Genomic DNA, 25,592 nt, shown 5'->3' with positions numbered 1-25,592 from the left:
ACCCGGCAAGTGCCTTTCGGATTCCCTGGCGGCGTGGGCAACACCCGCAAGGATCCAAAGGCGTTCGCGAGCCTGATCCACGACGTCGAGACGAAGATCTTCGGCACGCTCTCCGACGAGACCTGGGTCTACCCGGGGCACGGCAACGACACGACGCTGGGTGCCGAGCGCCCGCACCTGCCGGAGTGGCACGCGCGCGGGTGGTGAGGATCGGCCGGAGCGGTAAGCGTTCGGCGTGAACCGGTGCGTGCGCGCCCCGTGTGAATCCTTCGCACGCGCCGGTGTCCCACGCGCGCTCCCAACGCGCGTGGTTGCGCGGTCAACTGGAAGCAGCCCCGCTCAGGACGACGGCTCCTGCGCGGACGGGCCGCCGGTCCACCATTCCCCCGCCCTCGACCGGCGGCCCCGGCGAGCGGGCCGGAATCGGCGTCCCACAGGTGCTGTTCACAAGAGCGCAACAGGCGTTCCCACTATGCGGACAATCGGGGCTGTGACCTGGACAATCAGGACGTCTGACTGTCACTCTCCCGCCATGCACCTTGCCCCTCGCGTACTGCGACGCGCGATATCCGCCGCGACCATAGCCCTGCTCGCCACCGCCGTCGGCTGTGCTCCGCAGCCGGAGGAGAAGGCCTCCGACCAGGCCTCGGGTTCGACCGGGACCACCTGCGCCAAGGGCAAGTTGGCCACCCAGACCTCCGGCAAACTGACGATCGCGACGGACGAGCCGGCGTACGAGCCGTGGTTCGAGGACGACAAGCCCGCCAACGGCAAGGGCTTCGAGTCGGCGGTCGCGTACGCCGTCGCGAAGCAGCTCGGCTACGACAAGAGCGCCGTCGTCTGGCAGAGCGTCCCCTTCAACAAGGCCTTCGCGCCCGGCGTGAAGACCTTCGACTTCGACATCAACCAGGTGTCGATCAGCACCGAGCGCAAGAAGGCCGTCGACTTCTCGTCCGGCTACTACGACGTGCGGCAGGCCGTCATCGCGCTCAAGGGCAGCAAGGCCGCCAAGGCGACGAGCATCGCGGGTCTGAAGGGCCTCAAGCTGGGCGCCCAGGTCGGCACCACCAGCCTGAACTACATCAGCGACGTGGTGAAGCCGACGCAGCAGGAGGCCGCGTTCTCCAAGAACGACCAGGCCGTCTCCGCGCTCAAGAACGGCCAGGTCGACGCGATCGTCGTCGACCTGCCGACCGCCTTCTACATCACCTCGGCCGAGGTGACCAACGCCAAGATCGTCGGCCAGTTCGAGAACCAGGGCGGCACGCCCGAGCAGTTCGGGCTCGTCCTCGACAAGGGCAGCGACCTCACGTCGTGCGTCACGTCGGCCGTGGACGCCCTCCGCAAGGACGGCACGCTGGCCGCGCTGGAGAAGCAGTGGCTCTCCGACGCCGTCGACGCCCCAGTCCTCAAGTGACCGTGGTGAAGGACGAGTCGGGCCGGGAGGCCGCGGACGACAAGGGCGACATGCCCGGCGGGGGCGACGCGTACGTCCCCTCGCAGCGGCGTCTGGACCGCGAGCGGCACAAGCGCACGCGTGCCCGTCGCGCGACCGCGATCGCCGCGGTGTCGACTCTGATCACAGCCGTCGTCCTGTACGTGGTCGTGGTCAGCGCGCCGGGCTGGGAGCGCACCAAGGAGACCTTCTTCGACGGGCACTACGCGCGCGAGGCGTTCCCCAAGGTCCTCGAAGGGCTGTGGCTCAACGTCCGGCTGCTGCTGATCTGCGGCGTCCTGGTGCTGGTCCTGGGCATGCTGATCGCCATCGCGCGCACCCTGCGCGGGCCGGTCTTCTTCCCTCTGCGTGTGCTGGCGGCCGCGTACACGGACTTCTTCCGCGGACTGCCGCTGATCATCAACCTGATGATCGTGGTCTTCGGAGTACCCGCTCTGCGCCTCCAGGGCGTGACCGTCGACCCCGTATGGCTGGGCGGTGCGGCGCTGACACTCACCTACTCCGCGTACGTCGCCGAGGTGTTCCGTGCGGGCATCGAGTCCGTGCACCCCTCGCAGCGCGCCGCGGCCCGCTCGTTGGGTTTGAGCAACCGGCAGGCGCTGCGGCACGTTGTGCTCCCCCAGGCCGTACGCCGGCAGGTGCCGCCCTTGTTGAACGATCTGGTGTCCCTCCAGAAGGACACCGGGCTCGTGTCGATCGGCGGCGCGATCGACGCCGTACGGGCGTCCGACATCATCGCGCAGCGCGCCCTGAACTACACGCCGTACATCGTCGCGGGGCTCGTCTTCGTGGCGCTGACCATCCCGATGACCCGCTTCACGGACTGGGTGACCGCGCGGATGGACAAGCAGCGCGCCCAGGGAGGCACGACATGAGCACCGACACCACCTCACCCGTGCTGCGCATGGAGTCCGTCCGCAAGACCTTCGGTACGTCGGTCGTCCTGCGGGACGTCGACCTGGAGGTCCCGCAGCACACGGTGACCGCGCTGATCGGCGCCTCCGGCTCCGGCAAGTCGACGCTGCTGCGGTGCGCGAACCTCCTGGAGGACATCGACGACGGCGCGATCTGGCTGGACGGCGAGGAGATCACCGACCCGCGCGTCGACCCGGACGCGATACGGCGCCGTATCGGCGTGGTCTTCCAGGCGTACAACCTGTTCCCGCACATGACCGTCCTGGAGAACATCACCCTGGCCCCGCGCCGGGTGCACGGCGTGTCCCGTGCGGAGGCCGAGGCACACGCGCGTGAGCTGCTGGAGCGGCTCGGGCTCGGGGACAAGGCGGGCGCCTACCCGGACCGGCTGAGCGGTGGTCAGCAACAGCGGGTGGCGATCGTGCGTGCCCTGGCCGTACGTCCCCGGCTGCTGCTCTTCGACGAGATCACCGCCGCGCTCGACCCCGAGCTCGTCGGTGAAGTGCTCGCCGTGGTGCGGGACTTGAAGGACGAGGGCATGACCATGGTGCTGGCCACGCACGAGATGGGCTTCGCCCGGGAGGTCGCCGACCAGGTGTGTTTCCTGGACGGAGGCGTCGTCCTGGAGCGCGGCACGGCCCAGCAGATCTTCGGCGACCCGCAGCAGGAGCGCACACAGCGCTTCCTGCGACGGATCGTGGAGGCGGGCCGACTGTGACCGGCCGCCTGTGATGGGTCGTCTGTAACGGTTGGTCTGTAAGGGGCGGGCGCCAGGAGGCCGGTGCTTACGCGTCGGCCTTCCCCGCACCCGCCAGCGCGGCGACCCGCTCCACGCCGAACACGTACCCCTGCACACCGCACCCCGCGATGACTCCGTCGGCGCGCAGCGAGACGTACGAGTGGTGCCGGAAGGCCTCGCGCTGGTGGATGTTGGAGATGTGGACCTCCACCACCGGTAGCCCGTCACAGGTGTTGAGGGCATCCAGGATCGCGACCGATGTGTGCGAGTAGGCGGCCGGGTTGATCACGATGCCGCAGTGGTTCAAGCGTGCCTCGTGGATCCAGTCGACCAGTTCGCCCTCGTGGTTGGACTGCCGGAAGTCCACCGTGCCGCCGTGCCCGGCCGCCGCCTTGACGCACAGGGCCTCGACGTCGGCGAGCGTGTCGGAGCCGTAGATCTCCGGCTGACGCTGGCCGAGGAGGTTCAGGTTGGGGCCGTTGAGGATCATGATCGGGGCGTTGGCCAGGGTGCGGGGCACGGTTCCTCCGGTCCGTTCGGACATGTCGTTCGAGGCGGGGCCGCCGGTCGACGGCCACTGCTCGGACCCGGTTTATCACGCCACCTCCACACCTCCGCGCGCCCCCGTAACCGTTGCTCACTGTGGGTAGTTGACGCGGCATGCACGATGCACGCACCGTAAGGCCCCCGTCCATGCCGCGCCTCGCGGCCGCCTCGCTCGCCGGCACCGCGATCGAGTTCTACGACTTCTTCGTCTACGGCACGGCGGCGGCCCTGGTTCTCGGCCCCCTGTTCTTCCCGACGTTCTCGCCGGTGGCGGGGACGCTGGCCGCCTTCGGGACGTTCGGCGTGGGCTTCGTGGCGCGACCGCTGGGCTCGATCCTGTTCGGGCACTTCGGGGACCGGCGTGGACGACGGCCGGTCCTCGTCGCCTCCCTGCTGCTGACCGGTGCCTCGACGGTCGCGGTCGGCTGCGTCCCGTCGTACGGCTCGATCGGGGTGGCCGCTCCCGTGCTCCTCCTGGTGCTGCGTTTTCTGCAGGGGCTCGGGCTCGGCGGGGAGTGGGGCGGGGCGGTGCTGCTGACCGCCGAGCACGCGCCGGCCGGGCGGCGCGGACTGTGGTCGAGCTTTCCGCAGGCCGGGCCCGCGGTGGGGTTCCTGCTGGCCAACGGCGTGATGCTGGCGCTGTCGGCGACCCTGACGGACGCCCAGTTCGCGCAGTGGGGCTGGCGGGTGCCGTTCTGGGTGGCCGGGGTGCTGGCCCTCGGCGGGCTGTGGCTGCGCTCGTCGCTCACCGAGAGCCCCCGGTTCCTCGAAATCGACGACCACGCGCGTGTGCCGCTCGCCGAAGTCGTGCGCGGGCACTGGCGGTTGGTGCTGCTGACCGCCGGGGCGCTGTCGGTGGGGTACGCCATCTTCTACGCGGTCACGACGTGGTCCCTCGCCTACGGCACGGAGCGGCTCGGGGTGAGCCGTACCGTCATGCTGGCCTGCATCATGGCCGCCGTGGTGGTGAAGGGCTCGCTGACCCCGCTGGTGGCGCTGCTGAGCGACCGCTACGGGCGCCGTCCGCTGTGCCTGTTGGGGTGCGCGGCCGCCGCGCTGTGGATGTTCCCGATGGTCGCACTGCTCGCTACGGGAGCGCCGTTGCTGATGTTCCTCGGGTTCCTGGGGGCGCTGCTCGCGTTCGTGACGATGTTCGCCGTGCTCGGCGCGTATCTGCCGGAGCTGTACGAGCCGCGGGTGCGCTGCACGGGCGCCGCCGTGGGCTACAACCTGGGCGGCGTTCTCGGCGGCGCGCTCACCCCGATCGTGGCAACGGCACTCGCCGAGCACAGCGAGCGCGTGCCCTGGGGTGTGGGCGCCTATCTGACGGGGGTCGCCTTGTTCAGCCTGGGCTGCTTCGCGCTGCTGCCGGAGACCCGGCCGGTGGAGGTGGTGGCTGTGGAGACGGTCGCCGGGTAAGGGCTCGCGCGGCAGGGGACGTAAAGCTGCTGGCGAGGTACGGCAGCAAGGGACGTAAAGGTTTGCGCAAGCGTTTACGTCCCGTCCGGGCCGCCGCGCTTCACGGAATTCATCGCGTTGCGAAACCGCACACCCGGCGGGCGGGACGCCTCCCGCTACGGATTGATCGCCAGCTCCAAGTACGCCGCGAACAGCACCAGATGGACTCCACCCTGGAGCGGTGTCGCCCGGCCCGGCACCACCGTCAGCGAACTCACCACGATCGTCAGGGCGAGCAGCACCATGTGCGTGGAGCCGAGACCGAGGACGAGCGGCCCGGAGAGCCAGATGGACGCGAGGGCGACGGCGGGGATGGTGAGGCCGATGCTGGCCATCGCCGAGCCGAGGGCGAGGTTGAGGCTGGTCTGCACCCGGTCGCGGCGGGCGGAGCGCAGGGCGGCGATGGTCTCGGGGAGCAGCACGAGCAGCGCGATGATCACGCCGACGACGGCATGGTGCAGCCCGGCGGCCTCGACGCCGGACTCGATGGTCGGCGAGACACCCTTGGCCAGTCCGACCACGCCGATCAGGGCGAGGCCCAGCAGGCCCAGGCTGATCAGGGCGGTGCGGGCGGACGGCGCGTCCGCGTGGAGGTCCTTGGTGATCGTCTCGCCCTGGTGGGAGACGGGCAGGAAGTAGTCGCGGTGCCGCACGGTCTGCGTGGCCACGAAGAGGCCGTACAGGGCGAGTGAGGAGAGCGCGGCGAAGGTGAGCTGGGCGCCGGAGAACTCCGGGCCCGGCTTGCTGGTGGTGAAGGTCGGCAGGACCAGGCTGAGCGTGGCCAGGGTCGCCACGGTGGCGAGGGCGGCGCCGGTGCCCTCGGGGTTGAAGACCGCCGTGCCGTGGCGCAGCGAGGCGACGATGAGCACCAGGCCGACGATGCCGTTGCAGGTGATCATGACGGCCGCGAAGACGGTGTCCCTGGCGAGGGTCGAGCTCTTGTCGCCGCCGTCGGCCATCAGAGTGACGATCAGGGCGACCTCGATGATCGTCACGGCGACGGCGAGGACGAGGGAGCCGAAGGGTTCTCCGACCCGGTGGGCGATCACCTCGGCGTGGTGCACCGCGGCCAGCACGGCACCGGCGAGGACCACGGTCACCAGGGCGACGACCACGGCGGGCAGGTCCTTGCGCCCCCAGGTGAAGATCAGCAGAACGGCCGCGAGCACCGGTACGAGGGTCGTCCACCGGTTGGTGAGCGACCTGAGCCGAGTGATCATGAAGCGATCCTCGCAGAGGCGTACGGGCCCCGCATTCCGGCGGTGCGGGGCCCGTCCGGCGCTACTTGAACTCGGTCATGTCCAGTACGTCGCAGTCGGTGAACGACGGCGGCCTGGTACACAACGCGGCCATCCGCTCCGCCATTGTGCCGGTCTCGGGATCCTGGCTGTTGCGCATGGCGTCCTCGTACGAGTCGAACTCGATCACGACGAGGACATGGCCTGGATTGTTCCGGTCCCGCAGGACTAGGCGGTGCGTCGGCCCGCCGGCCCGGCCGGCCATCCGCTTGTCCGCCTCCTCGGCCACCGCCTGCATCTCGTCGAAGCGGTCGGTCTCGAAGTCGACGATCTGCACGAACTTCTTCGACACGTCCATGGATACCTCCACCCGGCCCTGGCGCTCCCGGACCGGTCGCGCTCGGTATCCAACGAAGCACCGGGAGCAGTGGTCGGCAATTCATCGTGCGGTGCTCCCGGTGATCGTTTCTCCTACGTCGGACGTGGTCAGGCGTCGATGCTGTCCTTCGGGGCGCCTTCGGTCCCCGTCCGCGCCGCCTCGGCCGCCGCCGTCCTCTTGTTGGCCATCAGACTGGTGATCGTGGTGACGATCAGGACCGCGCAGATCACACCCAGCGAGACCGGGATGGAGATCTCCGGGACATGGACGCCGGACTCGTGCAGCGCGTGCAGCACGAGCTTCACGCCGATGAACCCGAGGATGACCGACAGGCCGTAGCTGAGGTGGACCAGCTTCTTCAGCAGGCCGCCGATGAGGAAGTACAGCTGCCTGAGGCCCATCAGCGCGAACGCGTTGGCCGTGAACACGATGTACGGGTCCTGGGTCAGGCCGAAGATCGCGGGGATGGAGTCGAGGGCGAACAGCACGTCCGTCGTACCGATCGCGAGCATCACGACCAGCATCGGGGTCATGACCCGCTTGCCGTTCTCCCGGATCCACAGCTTGGTGCCGTGGTACCGGTCGGCCACGCCGAAGCGGCGCTCGGCGGCCTTGAGCAGCTTGTTCTCCTCGAACTCCTCTTCCTCCTCGTCGGCGCGGGCCTCCTGGATGAGCTTCCAGGCGGTCCAGATGAGGAAGGCGCCGAAGATGTAGAAGACCCACGCGAAGCTGGCGAGGATGGCCGCGCCGGCCGCGATGAAGATGGCCCGCAGGACCAGGGCTATGAGGACGCCGACGAGCAGCACCCGCTGCTGGTACTGCGAGGGCACGGCGAATTTCGCCATGATCAGGACGAAGACGAAGAGGTTGTCTACGCTCAGCGACTTCTCGGTGATGAAGCCGGCGAAGAACTCTCCGCCCGCCTGGCCGCCCCCGAAGAGGAGCAGGCCGAGTCCGAAGAGTCCGGCGAGGGCGATCCAGACGATCGTCCAGATTCCGGCTTCCTTGATCGACACGTCATGCGGCTTGCGGCCGATGAAGAAGTCGACCGCGATGAGGGCCGCCAGCCCCACGATGGTCAGGACCCACAGGGTCACGGAAACATCCACTACTGCTCCTCCGGCGGTATTAACGGCAAATGGTCAGCGTCGTCGCTACCGGAGGTCTCTTCCACCTTGGACGGGCGCCCAGGGCCGACGCCCCGGGATCTGGCCTGATCCGTATTGACGGGTACGCCGCAGCAGATAGGGAGTACTCCCCTCCGTACGGAAAAGCCTACCCCAACCACCAAGGAAAGGTAAAGCGATTGCCAAAGAAAGGATAAAAGCGCAGGTGGGAGCTCTTTACCTGAGCTTGGTGTGGGCCCTCGCGACCTCTGTCAGCACCTGTTGGAGCACCTGGCTGCCGGGCGGCACGAGCGAGGGCTCGTACGTCCAGGCGTGTCCGACCCACGGGTCGGCGAGGTGGTCGTCGGGCAGCGGAGTGAGTCGCATCAGCGAACGCCAGAGGGGGTCGAGCAACGGGCCGTAGCCCGCCGCGTCCTCGCGGTCCGCGACCATCATCAGATGGACGCCGACGCTCGGGCCCTCGTCGGCGAGGTAGCGCAGCTGGGTCACGGCCCGGTCGTCGAAGCCGTGCGGGAAGTCGTTGACGATCAGCAGTTGTTCGGCCGTGTCGAGGCCGGGCGGCAGCGAGTCGGCGGCGCCACCGCGCACCGCCATCTGCACCAGGTCCACCCGCTGCGTGAGCCGGGTCAGCACGTCGGTCACCCCGGCGGCGCCCACGGCGGGCGGCGCCGCGAGCACGCCGGTGTGCACCAGCGGGACCAGCGCCTGAGCCGCCGAACCGGCCGGGTCGATGACGTGCACGGCGAACTCGCCCGCCGGATAGACGGCGAGCAGCCGGGCCGCGTGCGCCACGGCCGTGTCCAGCGCGAGCCGCCGCAGTTCGTGCGAGTCGGTGAACGAGCCGTCGAGGGACTCCGCGCCACCGCTGTCGATCCACAGGCCGCGCTCCAACGGCAGCCGGACCAGCATCGGGACGCGCAGCTCGGGGCTCTCCGGGAGGTGGAGATCGCCGAGGCGCACGGCCATCGGGATCTCCATCGGGACGCGGTAACCGTGCCAGACGGGGTTGTCCCAGCCGGCGAACGCGGGCGGGAGCGCGGGTTCGACAACGTCGGACTCGGCGGCCAACTGGGCGAGGTCCCGGTCGAGGGCCGCCCGTGCCTGGTCGACGAGTTGGGCGTGCTTGGCCTGCGCCGCCTCGCGGGCCGCGTCCCCCTGACCGCCGATCCGGCTGCGCGGGTCGGACAGCGCCTGGTCGAGCTCCTTCTCCATGCGCGAGTCCGCGAAGTCGACCGCGCTGCGGTACGCGGCCATGGTGCGCGCCAGGTCCTCGAACATCCCCCACACCTGGTTGTACAGCCGCTCCTCCATCGACCACCCGGTCGCGTCCCCGGCAACAGGCCGCGCGGGCTGCCCGGGCGCAGCCGGGGGCGCGGTCGGCGCGGGCGACGGAGGCGCCCCGGTCTGCCGACGCGGGTGGCTGTAGTCGATCGGCCCGCCGGTGGCGGGGGTCGCGGGCTGGGTGGCGGCGGGGTCCGTGGGCGCGGCGGCGGAACCGGGGAATCCGGACTGCGGCGCTACGCCCCCCGGAGTGCCCTGCGCCCCGTACGGAGACGTCGGCTGCGGCGCTACGGCTCCGGGGGTGCCCTGTGTGGCAGGGCCGCTCCCCTCGGGGCCGAGGGCCGGTGTGGCCGCCTGGCGGGTGCGGTCGCCGTCCGGGGTGCGCGGTGGGGGTGCGGCCACGGAGCGGGCGAGGCCGTGAGCCACCGCTTCGTTGATGGTGCCCGCGAGGTGCGCGGCCTGGGGCAGGCCCTGGTCGGTGAGGAGTTCGGCGAGGCCACCCGCGTAGCCCTGGCCGACGGCGCGTACCTTCCAGGCGCCCTGCCTGCGGTACAACTCCAGGGCCACGACAGCGGATTCGGCGTCCAGGCCGGTGATCGTGTAGCTGGCGACCTCGGTGCCGTCGAGGCCGGTGACCGCGACGAAGGGCGCGGCGACGGCGCCGAAGCGGGCGGGCCCTTCGCCGCCGAGGGGCAGGGCGAGGAGGACGCTGACGCGGTGCACGGCCTCCGGCATGGCGCCCAGGTCGACCGCGAGGCGGTGGTCGGCGGCCGCCTGCTTGGAGACCTCCAGGCCGGGCAGGGTCGGGGTGCCCGGGTGGGCCACCCACTCGACGCCGTGGATCCTGCCGCGCTCGTCGCCGAGCGTGGCGGCGGCCACGACCGGCTGGCCTGCCGCGACCCGGATCTCCAGGCGCACTTGGGAGAGCGGGTGGTTCTGCCCTCGCACCAGCTCGGCTGCCATCGCTCGCGTCCCCCTGCTCAGCCGTGTCGTGTCGTGTGCGCCGGGCCGTCCTACAGGTGCGGCAGGATCGCCGGCATCAGGTCCTGGAAGGTGCGGCCGTTGGTCGGTGTGCCGAGGGCCGTCAGCGTCCAGCCCGAGCCGGTGCGGTGCACCTTCGCCATGATCTGGGCGGTGTACTGGCCGCCGCCCGCCAGCGTGTAGCGGGCCAGCTCCTGGCCGTTGGTCTCGTCGACCAGGCGGCAGAACGCGTTCTGCACCTCCTGGAAGGTCTGGCCCGTGAAGGAGTTCACGGTGAAGACGATCTGGTCGATGTGGACCGGCACGCGCGCGAGGTCGACGAGGATCGCCTCGTCGTCCCCGCCCTGGCCGACACCGCCGACGAGGTTGTCACCGGTGTGGCGCACGGAGCCGTCGTCGCTGACCAGGTGGCGGAAGAACACGACGTCGACGGGCTGCTTGTCTGCGAACAGCACGGCGGACGCGTCGAGGTCGATCTCCCGGGTGCGCGAGCCGAACAGGCCGCGCCGGGGTGCCGCCTGCCAGCCGAGACCCATGCGCACCGCGGTCAGGCCGGACCCGTCGTTCTTCTGCAGACTGATGGCCTGACCCTTGGTCATGTTGACCGTCACGGCTGTTCCCCTCTCGAACTGTCCCCTGTTGCCGCGGCATCCGCGGATGTTCAGAACCCTACGCAGCGCCACTGACAGTGCCGAACCCCGCATCGGACTTTGTGTCGGTCTTGCAACACAGAGCGCATACCCCGAGGTCCGGCGGTCCACCCGGGCGGTCAGGCCAGGCCGCCCTCCTTCATCTGACGCAGTTCCTTCTTCATCTCGTGGACCTCGTCGCGCAGCCGGGCCGCGACCTCGAACTGCAGGTCCGCGGCGGCGGCACGCATGCGTGCCGTCATCTCCTCGATCTGCTCGGCGAGTTCGGCCGCGGGACGGTCGGTCGGCACCGTGACCTGGGCCTTGCCCTTGGCGGACTTGGCGCTCTTCGCGGCCTTGCCTCCGAGCGCGGGCACGGGGGTCTTGGCGCCCTTGCCGTCCTTGGCCTTGCGGTAGCCCGAGCCGAGCAGCTGCTCCGTGTCGACGTCCTCGCGGGCGATCTGCGCGACGATGTCGTTGATCTTCTTGCGGAGCGGCTGGGGGTCGATGCCGCGCTCCGTGTTGTACGCGACCTGCTTCTCCCGGCGGCGGTTGGTCTCCTCGATGGCCTTCTCCATCGCCGGCGTGATCCGGTCGGCGTACATGTGGACCTGGCCGGAGACGTTGCGCGCCGCGCGGCCGATGGTCTGGATCAGGGAGGTGCCGGAGCGCAGGAAGCCCTCCTTGTCGGCGTCCAGGATGGCGACCAGGGACACCTCCGGCAGGTCGAGGCCCTCCCGGAGGAGGTTGATGCCGACCAGGACGTCGAACTCGCCGGAGCGCAGTTCGCGCAGCAACTCGATGCGGCGCAGGGTGTCGACGTCGCTGTGCAGGTAACGGACCTGGATGCCGAGCTCCAGGAAGTAGTCCGTGAGGTCCTCGGCCATCTTCTTGGTGAGCGTGGTGACCAGGACCCGCTCGTCCTTCTCGGTGCGCTTGCGGATCTCGTGCACCAGGTCGTCGATCTGGCCCTCGGTGGGCTTGACGACGACCTCGGGGTCGATGAGGCCGGTGGGGCGGATGATCTGCTCGACGGCGCCGTCCGCGCGCGAGAGCTCGTACTTGCCCGGCGTCGCCGACAGGTAGACGGTCTGGCCGATGCGCTTCTGGAACTCCTCCCACTTCAGGGGGCGGTTGTCCAGGGCGGAGGGCAGCCGGAAGCCGTGGTCGACGAGGGTGCGCTTGCGGGAGGCGTCGCCCTCGTACATGGCGCCGATCTGCGGGACCGTGTTGTGCGACTCGTCGATGACGAGCAGGAAGTCTTCCGGGAAGTAGTCGATCAGGGTGTTCGGCGCGGAGCCGGGCTCGCGGCCGTCGAAGTGCATCGAGTAGTTCTCGACGCCGGAGCAGGAGCCGATCTGGCGGAGCATCTCCAGGTCGTACGTGGTCCGCATGCGCAGGCGCTGGGCCTCCAGGAGCTTGCCCTGCTTCTCCATCTCGGCCAGCCGCTCGGCGAGTTCCTTCTCGATGTCGTTGACGGCCCGCTCCATGCGCTCGGGGCCGGCGATGTAGTGGGAGGCCGGGAAGACGTAGAGGTGCTCGTCCTCGCTGATGATCTCGCCGGTGAGCGGGTGGAGGGTGGAGAGTGCCTCGATCTCGTCGCCGAACATCTCGATGCGGACGGCCAGCTCTTCGTAGACCGGGAAGATCTCGATGGTGTCGCCGCGGACGCGGAAGGTGCCGCGGCTGAAGGCCACGTCGTTGCGTGTGTACTGGATGTCCACGAAGCGGCGCAGCAGCTGGTCGCGGTCGATCTCGTCGCCGACCTTGAGGGGGACCATGCGGTCCACGTACTCCTGCGGAGTACCGAGGCCGTAGATGCAGGAGACGGAGGCGACGACGATGACGTCGCGGCGGGTGAGCAGCGAGTTGGTCGCGGAGTGGCGCAGGCGCTCGACCTCCTCGTTGACCGAGGAGTCCTTCTCGATGTAGGTGTCCGACTGCGGGACGTAGGCCTCGGGCTGGTAGTAGTCGTAGTACGAGACGAAGTACTCGACGGCGTTGTTCGGCAGGAGCTCGCGGAACTCGTTGGCCAGCTGGGCGGCCAGGGTCTTGTTCGGCGCCATCACGAGGGTGGGGCGCTGGAGTTTCTCGATCATCCACGCGGTGGTGGCGGACTTGCCGGTGCCGGTCGCGCCCAGGAGGACGACGTCCTTCTCACCTGCCTCGACGCGTCGGGCCAGCTCGGCGATGGCCGCCGGCTGGTCGCCGCTGGGCTGGTAGGGGCTGACGACCTCGAAGGGCGCCACCGTACGTTCGATGTGAGAAACGGGCCGCATGGAACCAACCGTACGACCCACCACTGACAACGGGGTCGGATCAGCGGTTCTGCGGGGTGCGGGAGCGGCGGTGGCCGAGCTCGCGGGCGGCGCGGACGGGGGCGCGCCGGGGGTGCGGGACGAGGGCGCCGGCGGGGACGCCGGGCTTGTGCTCGACGGGGGCCTGGGCGGGCTTCCCCATGACCATCAGCGGGTCGAACATCACGACGACGCCGGCCAGGAGGAGGAAGGCGAGGGGACCGATCATCATGGGCGCGAGCAGGGAGGCGGCCGACACGCCGTCGGTGGTCGGGGCCGTGCCGTGGACGTGGACGCTGAGGGCGGCCATGCCGGTGTAGTGCATGCCGGCGACGGCGAGCCCCATGACGAGGCTCGCGCCCACGCTCCAGAGGAACCCGCGGACCTGTCCGGCGGCCCAGAGGGCGCTGATCGCGGCGACGACCGCTATGACGACGGACACGGCGACGGTGAAGGTGTTGTATTCGAGCTTTCCGTTGAGGCGCATGCCGGCCATGCCCAGGTAGTGCATCGAGGCGATGCCCAGGCCGGTGAGGGTGCCGCCGGTGAACAGCGCCGTCCCCTTCGCTCCCCTGTAGCCGACGATGAAGATCCCGACGCCCACCATGACGATGGCGACGGCGAGGCTCGCGAACGTCATCGGCTTGTCGTAGTGGACCGGTGTCTGGCGGACCGAGAACCCCATCATCGCGATGAAGTGCATCGTCCATATGCCGGAACCGATCGCCGCCGATCCCAGGGCGAGCCATCCGGGGCGCCAGGACTGGGCGACGAGCATCGATCTGGTGGTGCAGCGCAGGCCGAGGGCGCCGCCGAGGCACGCCATGAGGTAGGCCACCAGCGGTGTGACGAGTCCGTAGCTGAATCCGTCGACCGTGCCCTGCATGCGCAGTTGCCCTTCCGTCCTGTTCCATTCCGGAATTCCTGAAACGCGCCCAGCCCCAGGACCGCCGGAACGGTCAGGGTCGACGCAGAGAGTATGACCCCCACCGGAATGGTCGAACGATTTTCCGGCAAAGAAACACGGCCCTGCCCCAGTTGTGCGGCACCGGTGAGCGGACTTGGGCAACACCATTCATTCTGTGTCCATCCTGTACCCCACGGGTAGTGACGTTCCGCTGTCATCCTTGAGCCGTATGTGATCGCTCGATGCGAGGAGTACGCATGCACCTGCGCGCAGTTGCCGCCTCGACCACCGCGCTCCTGGGGGCCGCCGCCCTTCTGCTCCCCTCCCCCGCCGCCCTGGCCGGCGACGCCCCTGAGTGGCCCACGGTCGTCGCCCACCGAGGTGCGTCCTCCTATGCGCCCGAAAACACCCTGGCCTCCATCGACAAGGCGGCCCGGCTCGGCTTCCAGTGGGTCGAGAACGACGTCCAGCGCACCAAGGACGGCGAACTCGTCGTCATCCACGACGACAGCCTGAAGCGCACCACCGACGTCCAGAAGGTGTTCCCGGATCGAGCTCCCTGGAAGGTGAAGGACTTCACCGCCGCCGAGATCGCGCGCCTCGACGCGGGAAGCTGGTTCGGTCCCGCGTTCACAGGCACGCGCGTGCCCACGCTCACGCAGTACATGCGTGAGGTGGAGCACAACCACCAGAGCCTGCTCCTGGAGATCAAGAACCCCGAGCTGTACCCCGGCATCGAGCAGCAGACCCTGAAGCTCCTGGGCAACGAGGGGTGGCTGGACGAGGGACACCTCGACGACCGGCTGATCGTGCAGAGCTTCAGTGCGGACAGCATCCGCATCGTGCACGACCTGAAGCCCGCCATCAGGACCGCCTTCCTCGGGACACCCGCCGTGTCCGCCCTGCCGACGTACGCCACCTTCACCGACCTGATCAACCCGTCGTACGGCTCGATCTCGATGGGCTACGTCTCGGCCGTGCACGGGCACACGGGCCCGCACGGCCGTCCGATGGAGGTGTACGCCTGGACCGTCGACGACGCGCCCACGGCGTGGAAGGTCGCCGGGTACGGCGTGGACGGGCTCATCACGAACAAGCCGGACGTCGTGCGGTCCGCGCTGAACGGGTTCTGAGGCCGCTCGCGAGGCGTTGTCAGTGCCGGGTCGTACGGTGGGCGCATGGACAGCCATGGGCAGAACGAGCAGCGGGTGGTGTGGACCGTCGTCGGCACCGACATCGGTCCCCTGCTGCTGGCCGCGACACAGGACGGCCTGGTCAACGTCGTGTTCCACGCCACGGACGCGGTGCGCGACAAGACCCTCGACCGACTGGCGACCCGGCTGGGCACCGAGCCGGTCGAAGGGCCCGACTCCCCCTTGCTGGCCGAGGCGATACGTCAGTTCGAGGCCTACTTCGCCGGTGATCTGCGCGACTTCGAGCTGCCGCTCGACTGGTCCCTGATCTCCGGCTTCAACCGGCAGGTGCTGCGCGAGCTGGCGTCCGGTGTGCGGTACGGCTCGGTGGTCGGGTACGGCGATCTGGCCGGGCGGGTCGGGCAGCCGCTCGCGGCCCAGGCGGTGGGTGTGGCGATGGGGTCCAATCCGCTGCCGGTCGTCGTGCCGTGCCATCGGGTCGTCGAGAGCGACGGAGGGATCGGCGGGTTCGGAGGCGGTCTGGAGACGAAGCGGAAGCTGCTGGCGCTGGAGGGGGTGCTGCCCGAGCCGTTGTTCTGAGGGCTCGGGCGGACCGGGAATCGGGGGATGTCGTGCTGGTGAGGACCGGCTTCACGTGCGCGTGCGGCGACGGCGGTACCGGGTGCGCGCCGTGACCGCCGTCGAGGGGCGGGACGCACTGCCCGTCACCGCCGACCGGCTGCCCGCGCTGCGTCGCCGGGTGTCCGGTGTGCTGATCACGACCCAGATCCTGGGCGGGCTCGGTGTGGCCACCGGGATCGCGCTGGCCGCCGTACTGGCCAAGCAGGTCAGTGGGACCGAGTCGTTGTCGGGGCTGGCGCCCACGGCGACCGTGACGGGGACGGCGGTGCTGTCGATGCCGTTCGCGGCGCTGATGACGGCGCGTGGCCGGCGTCCCGGGCTGGTCCTCGGCTATCTGGTCGGGGCACTGGGAGCCGGGGTCGTGGTGCTCGCGGCGAGCATCGGGAGCTTTCCGCTGCTGCTGTGCGGCATGGCCGGGTTCGGGGCGGCCTCGTCGGCGAATCTGCAGTCCCGGTTCGCGGCCGCCGATCTGGCCGAGCCGGAGCAGCGGGGCCGGGCCATCTCCCATGTCGTGTGGGCGACGACCATAGGGGCGGTCCTCGGACCCAACATCGCCGCACCCGCGGGCCGTAGCGTCTCCGGGCTCGGGATACCCGCGGCGGCGGGGCCCTTTCTGTGGGCGGGCGGGATCTTCCTGGTCGCCGCGGTCGTGGTCGCCGTGATGCTGCGGCCCGATCCGTTGCTGACGGCGCGGGCGCTCGCGCCGGACGAGGACCGGTCGGCTGCCGCGCGGTCGCTGCGGGCCGGGTTCGCCGCCGTGGCGGCCTCACCGCGGGCGCGGCTGGCGCTGGTGACAGTGGCCGTTTCACACACGGCGATGGTGTCGGTGATGGCGATGACGCCGGTCGAGTTGGGGCACCACGGGGCGAGCATCGATCTGGTCGGGCTGGTGATCAGTGGGCACATCGCGGGGATGTACGCGTTCTCGCCGCTGATGGGGAGGCTGTCCGACCGGGTCGGGCGGCTGTCCGGGATAGGGCTCGCGGTGGGGCTGCTGGCCTGTGCCGCGTTCATCGCCGGTACGGCGGGCGGGAGTCACGGGCGGATCGCGCTGGGGCTGTTCGTGCTGGGCCTGGGCTGGTCGGCGGGGCTCGTCTCCGGCTCGGCGCTGCTCACGGACTCGGTACCGCAGCCCGCGCGGGCCGCCGCGCAGGGGCTGTCCGACCTCACCATGAACACCTCGGCGGGCATCGGCGGAGCGGTCGCCGGGCTGGTGGTCGCCGAGGCGAGTTACGGCTGGCTGAACCTCACCGCCGCCTGCCTGCTGATACCCCTGGCCGCGCTGGCCCTGTTCACCCGCTCCCGGAAGATCCCGGTTTCCGATGTCCCGCGAAGGGTGGCCGGGAGGCCCGGCCGGTAGCAGACTCCGCCGTGCGCGCGCACAGCCACTGGCATCCGGGGGATCGGAGCCGAAGGGACGGCGAACACGCATGAGTGGAAGCGGAAACAGGGCAGTCGCGTATCTCAAGCCGGGAGCGGTCGAGGTCAGGACCATCGACTACCCCACGCTTGAACTGCAGGACAGGCCGGGAGTCGCCCCCGCCAACGTCGGCCGCAAGGCCCGGCACGGGGTGATCCTGAAGGTGCTCGCCAGCAACATCTGTGGCAGCGACCAGCACATGGTGCGCGGTCGGACGACCGCGCCCGAGGGGCTGGTCCTCGGACACGAGATCACCGGAGAGGTCGTCGAACGGGGTCCGGACGTCGAGTTCATCGACGTGGGCGACATCGTCTCCGTGCCGTTCAACATCGCCTGCGGGCGGTGCCGCAACTGCAAGGAACGCAAGACCGGCATCTGCCTGAACGTCAACCCGGCCCGCCCGGGGGCGGCTTACGGCTATGTCGACATGGGCGGCTGGGTCGGCGGTCAGGCCGAGTACGCCATGGTCCCGTACGCGGACTTCAACCTGTTGAGGTTCCCGGACCGGGACGAGGCACGCGAGAAGCTGCTCGATCTGACCATGCTGTCGGACATCTTCCCGACCGGTTTCCACGGCGCGGTCACCGCGGGCGCCGGGGTCGGGTCCACGGTGTACGTCGCCGGGGCGGGCCCGGTCGGTCTGGCGGCGGCCGCATCCGCGCAGCTCCTGGGCGCCGCGGTCGTCATCGTCGGCGATCTGAACGCCGAACGCCTGGGCCAGGCAAGGAGTTTCGGCTGCGAGACCGTCGACGTCTCGCGCGGCGACATCGGGGAGCAGATCGCCGAGATCCTCGGCGAGCCCGAGGTGGACGCCGCGGTCGACGCGGTCGGCTTCGAGGCACGGGCACACGGCCCGGACGCCCCGGAGGCGCCGGCGACGGTCCTCAACTCGCTGATGGGCATCACGCGCGCGGGCGGTGCCCTGGGCATCCCCGGGCTGTACGTCACCGCCGACCCCGGCGGGGTCGACGAGGACGCGAAGAGCGGCACCCTGAAGGTGCGGCTCGGCCTCGGGTGGGCCAAGAGCCACGCGTTCACGACCGGTCAGTGCCCGGTGATGACGTACCACCGGAGCCTGATGATGGCGATCCTGCACGGGCGCGTGCACATTGCCAAGGCTGTCAACGCGACCCCGATCTCCTTGGAGGACGCACCGCGCGGCTACGCCGAGTTCGACCAGGGCGCCAGCCGTAAGTACGTGCTCGATCCGCACGGGACGCTGGCGGGTGTGAGCCCGGTCTGACGCACGGAAAGTGGGGGCCACGCACGCGTGGCCCCCTTTTTCCACGTCGGGTGGTGGTGTCCCCCACAGTCCGCGAGGGTTTGACCAGGCCCGGCACCCGCCAGGGATGAGGGAAGACCGAACGACAGGAGGCGCGTGGTGCTGGTGGTGTCCGAGGAAGTACGCGAGGCGATCGACGCGCGTCGACCCGTGGTGGCCCTGGAGTCGACGATCATCGCGCACGGGCTGCCGCGCCCGCGCAATCTCCAGGTGGCGCTGGAACTGGAGGCGGCGGTACGGCAGGAGGGCGCCGTACCCGCGACGATCGCCGTGCTGGACGGGCGGCCCCATGTCGGCCTGGACAAGGAGCAGTTGGAGCGGGTCGCCAACGAGGACGGGATCCGCAAGCTGGGCCACCGCGACCTGCCGCTCGCGGTGGCGGCGGGGGCCAGCGGGGCGACCACGGTGTCGGCCACGGCACTGCTGGCGGCGCGGGCGGGCATCCGGGTGTTCGCGACCGGGGGGCTCGGCGGGGTGCACCGGGAGTGGACGGTGACGCAAGACGAGTCCGCCGACCTGGGGCTGCTGGCGTCCACCCGGATCACGGTGGTGTGCGCGGGCGTGAAGTCGATCCTGGACGTGCCGGCGACCCTGCAGCGCCTGGAGACGCTGGGCGTGGCGGTCGCCGGGTACGGCACGGACCGCTTCCCCGGCTTCTACCTCTCCGACTCCGGGTATCCGGTGGACTGGACGCTGGAGACCCCCGAGCAGGTCGCGGCCGTGATGGGGGCGCAGGACGCGCTGGACGCCCCGGAGTCGACGCTGATCGTCGCCAACCCGGTGCCCGAGGACGAGCAGTTGGATCCCGGGCTGCACGCGCGTGTGCTCGCCGACGCGCTGCACGCGTGCGAGGCGGAGGGCGTCACCGGGCAGGCGGTCACCCCGTTCCTGCTCGGCTACCTGGTCGAGCACACCGACGGCGCCTCGCTGACCGCCAACCTGGCGGCGGTACGCGGCAACGTACGCCTGGCGGGGCGGATCGCGGCGGCCTGGGCCGAGGCGTGACGACCGAGCCGAACGGCGCGCTCCTGGTCGTCGGGGACGTCGTCACGGACGTCGTCGCCCGGCACCGGGGGCCGCTCGCCCCGGGCACGGACACCGCCGCCGCGATCCGCACCGTGCCGGGCGGCGCGGGCGCCAACGTGGCGTGCTGGGCGGCCCATTGGGGCTGTGCGGACGTACGGCTGCTCGGTCGCGTGGGTGCGGACGCGGCGGTGTGGCACGAGCGGGAGCTGGTCGCCTCCGGGGTGCAGCCCCGTCTCGTCGTCGACCCGGAGGCGGCCACGGGGACGGTGATCTGCCTGGTCGACACGGGGGCGTCGGCCGAGCGGACGTTCCTCACGGACAGCGGCGCGTCCCTTCGGCTCGATCCCGGCGACTGGTCGGACGCGCTGCTCGACGGCGTCGTACGGCTGCATCTGTCGGGCTATCTGCTGTTCTCGGAGCCGAGCCGGGCGCTGGTGGCCGTGGCGCTGGAGTCGGCACGCGCGCGTGGGGTGCCGGTGAGTCTGGATCCGGCGTCGGCGGGTTTCCTGGTGGAGCTGGGCGTGGACCGCTTCCTCACGCTCGTCGAGGGGGTGGACGTCCTGCTGCCGAGCCGTGACGAGGCATACCTGCTCACGGGGTTGCCCGATCCGGCGGACGCGGCGGCCAAGCTGAGCCGCCATGTCCCCCTGGTGGTCACCAAGCAGGGCGCCGAGGGAGCCCTGATCGCCCACTCCGGCACGGTCCACGCACGCGTATCGGCCGAGCCTGCCGTTCCCCTGGACACCACGGGTGCGGGGGATGCGTTCACGGGGGCGTTCCTCGCGACGCTGCTGACGGGCGCCGATCCCGAGGAAGCGGCGCGGGAGGGGTGCCGGGCGGGTGCTCGGGCCGTGGAACGGGTGGGAGGGCGGCCGCCTGGGCGGGGGTGAGGGGTGCGTGCGTCGGATGGTGGTGGGCGGAACAAGGACTGTCGACCGGCGCCAAGGGTACTGGGCGGAGGGTCAGCGGTGATTCGGCCAACGGCGCTGGATGCATGGCCAGTTGTGGACCGCCCGGCGATGTCGGGCGGAGGAGCGGCTGTACAGGGTTGACGGCCACCCGTGCCGAATGGCGGGCCCGCTTGCACCGGGCAGACACCCGCGGAGCCAGGCGAACGGCCGCCTCGACCGGGGCGCCTGCGGCCCCGAATACACAGCAGCTCCTACCGCACAGGCGACGACAGGGCCGAACGGAAGGGCACCCGATCCGGGCGAGCGGCGGAAGGGGCCGGGCCCACGGCACCCCGTCGGTGAAAGTCACCGGCGGCGCGCGCCGGACCGGCCGGAGACACACGCCTGACCGATCGTGAACGCGCGTCGAACCCATGAGGACCGGCGTCGAAGTCACCGGCGGCCGAGCCGACACCCAGCACTGGCGACCCAGCACTGACGACCCGGTACTGGCAACCCGGTACTGGCAACCCCGGTGCTGACTACCCCGCGCACCGGCAACGCGTCACCGCACCGGAAGCAGCCGCCTCCCCCGCCCGCCCACCATCAACTCCCGCCCCCGCCTACGCCTTCCGCCCCCACGCCGAGATCATCGGAGCCGTCGCCAGATCCATCGTGCCTGAGGCGACGTTGGCCAGGTGGCGGTCGATGTCCTCGTCCGTGGCGAGGCCCGCGGTGACGAGTTGGTCGCGGATCTGGCGGACCGTGGCGGACTCCAGCGCGGCGCAGGCCGGTGAGGTGACCGGGAAGTACGCGTCGGCCTCCACCCGGCGCAGGCCTGCCTCGCGGAGCAGGCGCGGGAGTCGGCGGCCGTAGGAGAGGTCGGCGCCGCGGTCCGCGAGGAGCTTGCGGAAGCCGTGGCGGAGGCGGTTGGCGAGTTGTTGCTCGGGGCCGTGTTCGTCGGGGCAGAGCAGGGGCTGGAGAGCGGGGTCCGCGTCCTCGATCAGGAGGCGGCCGCCGGAGCGCAGGGACTTGATCATCGAGTGCAACGCCCGTTCCCGGTCCGGCACATGGACGAGGACCAGCCGGGCGTGCACGAGGTCGAAGCCCTCCCCCGGCGGTTCCTCGGCGCCCACGTCATGGACGCGCACCTCGACCGGCGGGCGTGCGGCCGAGGCGACCTGCGAGGTGTCGATGTCGGTCGCGAGGACCTTTCCGGTCGGGCCCACCTTCTTGGCCAGCCAGGACACCACCGAGGTGCCGCCGACGCCGACCTCCCAGACGCGCCAGCCGGGTCCGACGCCGAACCCCTCCAGGTGCCGGAACGTCGTGGGGTCGAAGAGCGTGGCGAAGGCGTCGAAGCGCTGTCCCGCCTCGGACTGCCGGTTGTCGAGGAGATACCCGTCGGATCGCGTCATGCCGCGATCATCCCAGTTGCCCCGCTTGTCGACAGGGGGCGACGCTCCGGTTGTCGGGCGGGGCGAAACTCCGGTTCCGGCGCGGGCGAGGCTCCGGCCCACCGCACCCTTGTCGCGACCGTGCACCGGTTCGTCCACAGCCGGGAACAAAGCGGAGGATTCCGTTCCCACAGGCTTACCCACGGCTCACTTCGGCCTGGCAAACTGGCACGCCAAGGCGCAGAAATGCGATGTGAGGGGATCCACGCAAGGAGATCCGGATGTCCATGGCAGGGAATCTCAGGAAGGTCACGGGCCTCGGCAGGGTCGGCGGCCTCCGCAAGGTGGCGCGGCTGGCCCGGCGGCACCCGCGGGTCGACCTGAGCCACCATGCCCGGTCACCGCTGGGCTCCTCGGTGGTGAAGTGTGTCACGTATCAGGACGGCGTCCGTGTGCCGGTCGCCGGCGACCTGGTGGACACCGTCGAGCGGGTACGCAAGAAGGAGGACGGCTTCGTCTGGCTCGGCCTGCACGAGCCGACGAACGAGGAGTTCGCGGGCATCGCCGAGCTCTTCGACCTGCACCCGCTCGCGGTCGAGGACGCGATCGAGGCGCATCAGCGCCCGAAGGTGGAGCGCTACGGCGAGACGCTGTTCGCGGTGTTCAAGACGGTCTGCTACGTCGAGCACGAGAAGCTGACGGCGACGAGCGAGGTCGTGGACACCGGCGAGATCATGGTGTTCGTCGGCGCCGACTTCGTGATCACCGTGCGGCACGGGCGGCACGGCTCGCTGGGGCCGCTGCGCGAGGAGTTGGAGTCGAACCCGCGGCAGCTCGCCAAGGGACCGGCCGCGGTGCTGCACGCGATCGCGGACCATGTGGTCGACGACTACCTGAGCGTCACGGACTCGGTGCAGGCGGACATCGACCAGGTGGAGACGGACGTGTTCGCGGAGAACGGCGCGCGGGCGGACCCCGGCCGTATCTACCAACTCAAACGTGAACTCCTGGAGTTGAAGCGGGCGGTCGTCCCCCTCAGTCGCCCGCTGGAGGAACTCGCCACCCGGCCGATGCGGGTGATCGGACCGGAGATACAGGCCTACTTCCGGGATGTCTCCGACCACTTGCTGCGCGCGAAGGAGCAGATCGCGTCCTTCGACGAGCTGCTCAACTCGATTCTGCAGGCGCACCTCGCGCAGGTGACGGTCGCGCAGAACGAGGACATGCGGAAGATCACGGCGTGGGCCGCGGTGATCGCCGTACCGACGATGGTGTGCGGTGTGTACGGCATGAACTTCGACCACATGCCGGAGCTGCACTGGCGGTTCGGCTATCCCCTGGTCATCGGCGTCATATTCGTGTCCTGTCTGGCGCTGTACCGGGGCTTCCGGCGCAACGGCTGGCTGTGAACGGCAGCGGCAGCCGCTGAACCGGAAACGGTCCGGCGGTACAACGCCCGGAAACGGCCCGGCAGTTCGGCGCCCGGAACCGCCCGGCGGTTCAGCGCATGCCGCTGCGGGCGTAGACGCTCTCGACCCAGCCGGCGAGCTGTTCCTCCGTCAGATGCTGGGCCAGGTCGGCCTCGCTGATCATGCCGACGAGGCGCTTGTTCTCGATGACGGGGAGCCGGCGGATCTGGTGTCCCTGCATCTCCTGGAGCACCTCGCCGACATCGGCGCCGGAGTCGATCCAGCGGGGGGTGCCCTGGGCCATCTCGCCCGCGGTGATCTTGGCCGGGTCGTGGCCCATGGCCACACAGCCGACGACGATGTCCCGGTCGGTGAGGATGCCGCAGAGGCGTTCGTTCTCGTCGCTGATGGGCAGGGCTCCGACGCCCAGTTCGCGCATCAGCTGGGCGGCGCGGTCCAGGGTTTCGTGGGCGGGGATCCACTGGGCGCCCCGGTGCATGATGTCTCCGGCGGTGGTCATGTAGTACCTCCCGGTGCCGGACGGCCGGCGCGGCACAGAACGTTCCGCTAGTCCCGGCGCCCTACATTCTCGCCGCGCGGCCGGGTGAACGCACCCCGACGGTCACGACTTCCGGTGTGCCGACCGCGCCACCCCGGTCTCCGCAGGACCCACCGGGTCCGTGGATCAGCCGCTCCACGCCGGGTGACGTGGGTCGTCGGCCCGCACCAGGACGTCCGCCGTGCCGGCGGGGTCGGTCTCGTCCTCGTAGCGCTCGAAGGCGGGGAGGGTCCAGTGCTCGGGCTCGGGGGTACGGCGGCGCAGGGCGCCCGGTGAGAGGAGGACGTGGACGGTCAGGTCGAAGGGGAACCAGTGCCGGAGGAGGAGGGGGCCGTGCAGCAACAGGACGGCGCCGGGCGGGAGTTGGACGTAGGGGCTGCGGGTGGCCCGGTCGGCGACCGGGTCCCACAGGTCGGGCAGGACGCGGCCGTCGCCGTCCGGGTCGAGCGGGCCGAAGACCTCGCGCCACAGGGCACGGGTGTCGAACCAGCCGTCGTAGTACGACTCGACGTCCTGGCGCCCGTACTCCAGGCGCAGCGAGGCCGGGCGCAGGAACCCCTCGGTGCCGACGACGAGCGAGGGGCGGCCGCGGACGCGCAGCGCATCCGCGACGCGCTCGGCGAGCTCGCCGGGGTGGCCCGCCGGGGCGCCGTCGATGGCGACACGCGGCCAGGGGCTGCCGTCGGCCGGCTTCAGGTCGAGCAGACGCTCGGCGAGGAGGTCGCCGAGCCGGTCCCAGGTGATCGCTTCCAGTCGCACAGGGCCCATGATGCGGCAGGGCTCGATCAGGGTGTGTCGGGCCGGACCCCCCGGGGGGTCGGTGGGGCCCGGGTCGTGGCGGTACGGCGAGCCCGCCGCTGATGGGGCCCCGCTGTTTGTCCACGTGGCTGAACGGGTTGGTGCCGGGTACGCGGCGGGCTGCGCCGTACCGCCACGACCCGCTCCCGTCTCGTCGGCGGCTGCCGGCTTGTGGTCCATCCCGGGCGGTGGGCCGGTCGAGGGCGCACCGGGCGCCACCGCCTGGGAGGCGAGCGGGTGCCGGAGGGGGCGTCCGGGCTGTCGTACGCGGATCTGACGGAGGGGAGGTAGGAGAGAGATGCGCGGCCGGAGGGAATGCTTCTTCCATGGCTCGTATGGCACCGCTCGCTACTCCACCGGCCCGTGGTGGACCGCTCGTTGTCCAACCGCTCAGGAAGCGGCACTGTGCCGGGTGTCGTCGGGGGCCGTTGGCGTTGCTGGTTGTCGAGGGTGGTGTGCCGTGGTGTCTCGACTGTGTGGATCTCGGGCATCTGGTGTTCCTGTCGCGCGGCGACTCGGCGTTGACGCGTCGGGCGCGGGAGGAGAGCGCGCTGTCGGCGGTGGTGGTGCGGTTCGAACGGCGGCGGAGCCGGTACGAGCGGCAGGGTGTCCTCGTCGAGGAGGCGGGGCTCGCGCGGGCCGAGGAGCGGTGTCTCGCGGACGCGGAGGCGCGACGGCGGCGCCGGGCACGGGACGCGGTGCGGCGGGCCGCGGAGGACGTGCGGTTCACGGAGGCGTTCGCGGCGGAGATACGACGCCTGTTCCCGGGCTGCCCCGAGGCGCGGGCCCGGGCCGTCGCCGCGCATGCCTCGGTGCGGGGCAGCGGGCGGGTGGGGCGGAGTGCGGCGGGGCGGGCGTTGTCCGAGGGCGCGGTGGTCTCGGCGGTGGCGGCGTCCGTACGGCATGTGGACACGCCCTACGACCAGTTGCTGATGAGTGGGGTGCCGCGACATGAGGCGCGGCGGCGTATCTCGGTGGGGGTGGAGGGGGTGCTGCGGGAATGGCGGGAGGGCTGGGTTCGAACGGAGATGAGGGAGGAGGTGGAGGCGGATGTCCGGGCGACCGCGGAGGCCGGGTGAGGAG

23 protein-coding genes and 1 pseudogene are annotated in these 25,592 nt (G+C 70.7%); 13 read left to right on the top strand and 11 right to left on the bottom strand.

Features of this window, described 5'->3' with window-relative positions:
* Positions 1-21 precede the first annotated feature (21 nt).
* The 4 genes and pseudogenes from OG504_RS39190 to OG504_RS39175 all read left to right on the top strand — a co-directional run.
* Positions 22-207, top strand: a pseudogene (locus OG504_RS39190) (MBL fold metallo-hydrolase); the annotation flags it as partial.
* A 325-nt stretch (positions 208-532) separates the two neighbouring features.
* Positions 533-1,417 (top strand): ABC transporter substrate-binding protein, encoded by an 885-nt coding sequence (locus tag OG504_RS39185; protein WP_405994037.1) that lies wholly within the window; start codon positions 533-535, stop codon positions 1,415-1,417.
* On the top strand, positions 1,414-2,331 hold the full coding sequence (locus OG504_RS39180) for an amino acid ABC transporter permease (protein ID WP_405994036.1): 918 nt from the start codon (positions 1,414-1,416) through the stop codon (positions 2,329-2,331). Before OG504_RS39185 ends, OG504_RS39180 begins: the two co-directional genes overlap by 4 nt.
* On the top strand, positions 2,328-3,089 hold the full coding sequence (locus tag OG504_RS39175; protein ID WP_405994035.1) for an amino acid ABC transporter ATP-binding protein: 762 nt from the start codon (positions 2,328-2,330) through the stop codon (positions 3,087-3,089). Before OG504_RS39180 ends, OG504_RS39175 begins: the two co-directional genes overlap by 4 nt.
* Positions 3,090-3,156: 67 nt before the next feature.
* Here OG504_RS39175 and aroQ read toward each other — a convergent pair whose 3' ends face one another.
* Positions 3,157-3,630, bottom strand: a complete 474-nt coding sequence (gene aroQ / locus OG504_RS39170; RefSeq protein WP_033283218.1) for a type II 3-dehydroquinate dehydratase — start codon at positions 3,628-3,630, stop codon at positions 3,157-3,159.
* Between the two features lie 173 nt (positions 3,631-3,803).
* Between aroQ and OG504_RS39165 the strand changes: the two genes are divergently transcribed.
* Positions 3,804-5,075, top strand: a complete 1,272-nt coding sequence (locus OG504_RS39165; RefSeq protein ID WP_405994034.1) for an MFS transporter — start codon at positions 3,804-3,806, stop codon at positions 5,073-5,075.
* 155 nt (positions 5,076-5,230) lie between these two features.
* Here OG504_RS39165 and OG504_RS39160 read toward each other — a convergent pair whose 3' ends face one another.
* The 7 genes from OG504_RS39160 to OG504_RS39130 form a co-directional block, all read right to left on the bottom strand.
* Positions 5,231-6,334 carry a calcium:proton antiporter gene (locus tag OG504_RS39160; protein WP_405994033.1) on the bottom strand — a complete coding sequence of 368 codons (1,104 nt, stop codon included), beginning with the start codon at positions 6,332-6,334 and terminating at the stop codon, positions 5,231-5,233.
* 61 nt (positions 6,335-6,395) lie between these two features.
* Complete coding sequence (locus OG504_RS39155) at positions 6,396-6,710, bottom strand: hypothetical protein (RefSeq protein ID WP_405994032.1); 315 nt, start codon at positions 6,708-6,710, stop codon at positions 6,396-6,398.
* Positions 6,711-6,838: 128 nt separating this feature from the next.
* Complete coding sequence (locus OG504_RS39150) at positions 6,839-7,840, bottom strand: TerC/Alx family metal homeostasis membrane protein (protein ID WP_405994031.1); 1,002 nt, start codon at positions 7,838-7,840, stop codon at positions 6,839-6,841.
* A gap of 234 nt (positions 7,841-8,074) precedes the next feature.
* A complete protein-coding gene (locus tag OG504_RS39145) occupies positions 8,075-10,102 on the bottom strand; it encodes a TerD family protein (protein WP_405994030.1) in 2,028 nt (675 codons plus the stop codon).
* Between the two features lie 50 nt (positions 10,103-10,152).
* Complete coding sequence (locus tag OG504_RS39140) at positions 10,153-10,731, bottom strand: TerD family protein (RefSeq protein WP_033283094.1); 579 nt, start codon at positions 10,729-10,731, stop codon at positions 10,153-10,155.
* 158 nt (positions 10,732-10,889) lie between these two features.
* Complete coding sequence (gene uvrB / locus OG504_RS39135; RefSeq protein ID WP_405994029.1) at positions 10,890-13,028, bottom strand: excinuclease ABC subunit UvrB; 2,139 nt, start codon at positions 13,026-13,028, stop codon at positions 10,890-10,892.
* Positions 13,029-13,068: 40 nt separating this feature from the next.
* Positions 13,069-13,932: an MHYT domain-containing protein gene (locus OG504_RS39130; RefSeq protein ID WP_405994028.1), complete on the bottom strand. Its 864-nt coding sequence runs from the start codon at positions 13,930-13,932 to the stop codon at positions 13,069-13,071.
* 278 nt (positions 13,933-14,210) lie between these two features.
* On the opposite strand from OG504_RS39130, the gene OG504_RS39125 reads away from it, so the two are divergent.
* From OG504_RS39125 to OG504_RS39100, 6 genes are all read left to right on the top strand, one after another.
* Entirely contained in the window at positions 14,211-15,086 is an 876-nt protein-coding gene (locus OG504_RS39125) for a glycerophosphodiester phosphodiesterase (protein ID WP_405994027.1), read from the top strand.
* Positions 15,087-15,131: 45 nt separating this feature from the next.
* Positions 15,132-15,686 (top strand): methylated-DNA--[protein]-cysteine S-methyltransferase, encoded by a 555-nt coding sequence (locus OG504_RS39120; RefSeq protein WP_405994026.1) that lies wholly within the window; start codon positions 15,132-15,134, stop codon positions 15,684-15,686.
* A gap of 91 nt (positions 15,687-15,777) precedes the next feature.
* Positions 15,778-17,088 carry an MFS transporter gene (locus OG504_RS39115; RefSeq protein WP_405996552.1) on the top strand — a complete coding sequence of 437 codons (1,311 nt, stop codon included), beginning with the start codon at positions 15,778-15,780 and terminating at the stop codon, positions 17,086-17,088.
* A 70-nt stretch (positions 17,089-17,158) separates the two neighbouring features.
* The gene (gene fdhA / locus OG504_RS39110) at positions 17,159-18,391 is read left to right on the top strand and encodes a formaldehyde dehydrogenase, glutathione-independent (protein WP_405994025.1); all 1,233 of its coding nucleotides are present in this window, start codon (positions 17,159-17,161) and stop codon (positions 18,389-18,391) included.
* A gap of 135 nt (positions 18,392-18,526) precedes the next feature.
* On the top strand, positions 18,527-19,435 hold the full coding sequence (locus OG504_RS39105; RefSeq protein ID WP_405994024.1) for a pseudouridine-5'-phosphate glycosidase: 909 nt from the start codon (positions 18,527-18,529) through the stop codon (positions 19,433-19,435).
* Entirely contained in the window at positions 19,432-20,346 is a 915-nt protein-coding gene (locus OG504_RS39100; RefSeq protein ID WP_405994023.1) for a carbohydrate kinase family protein, read from the top strand. Before OG504_RS39105 ends, OG504_RS39100 begins: the two co-directional genes overlap by 4 nt.
* 623 nt (positions 20,347-20,969) lie before the next feature.
* Here OG504_RS39100 and OG504_RS39095 read toward each other — a convergent pair.
* Entirely contained in the window at positions 20,970-21,764 is a 795-nt protein-coding gene (locus tag OG504_RS39095) for a methyltransferase domain-containing protein (protein WP_405994022.1), read from the bottom strand.
* A gap of 260 nt (positions 21,765-22,024) precedes the next feature.
* On the opposite strand from OG504_RS39095, the gene corA reads away from it, so the two are divergent.
* Positions 22,025-23,152, top strand: coding sequence for a magnesium/cobalt transporter CorA (gene corA / locus OG504_RS39090; RefSeq protein ID WP_390158633.1), 1,128 nt, complete (start codon positions 22,025-22,027; stop codon positions 23,150-23,152).
* A gap of 91 nt (positions 23,153-23,243) precedes the next feature.
* On the opposite strand, the gene OG504_RS39085 is transcribed toward corA, so the two are convergent.
* Together OG504_RS39085 and OG504_RS39080 are read right to left on the bottom strand one after the other, a co-directional pair.
* Positions 23,244-23,672: a CBS domain-containing protein gene (locus tag OG504_RS39085; protein WP_019060469.1), complete on the bottom strand. Its 429-nt coding sequence runs from the start codon at positions 23,670-23,672 to the stop codon at positions 23,244-23,246.
* A gap of 165 nt (positions 23,673-23,837) precedes the next feature.
* Entirely contained in the window at positions 23,838-24,479 is a 642-nt protein-coding gene (locus OG504_RS39080; protein WP_405994021.1) for a uridine kinase, read from the bottom strand.
* Positions 24,480-24,844: 365 nt separating this feature from the next.
* Here OG504_RS39080 and OG504_RS39075 point away from each other — a divergent pair, with 365 nt between their 5' ends.
* Complete coding sequence (locus OG504_RS39075) at positions 24,845-25,588, top strand: DUF2293 domain-containing protein (RefSeq protein WP_405996551.1); 744 nt, start codon at positions 24,845-24,847, stop codon at positions 25,586-25,588.
* The last annotated feature ends 4 nt before the right edge of the window (positions 25,589-25,592 follow it).

The organism is Streptomyces sp. NBC_00986 (assembly GCF_045162565.1).
Lineage (GTDB): Bacteria > Actinomycetota > Actinomycetes > Streptomycetales > Streptomycetaceae > Streptomyces.
This window is presented reverse-complemented; position numbering and strand designations above follow the sequence as displayed.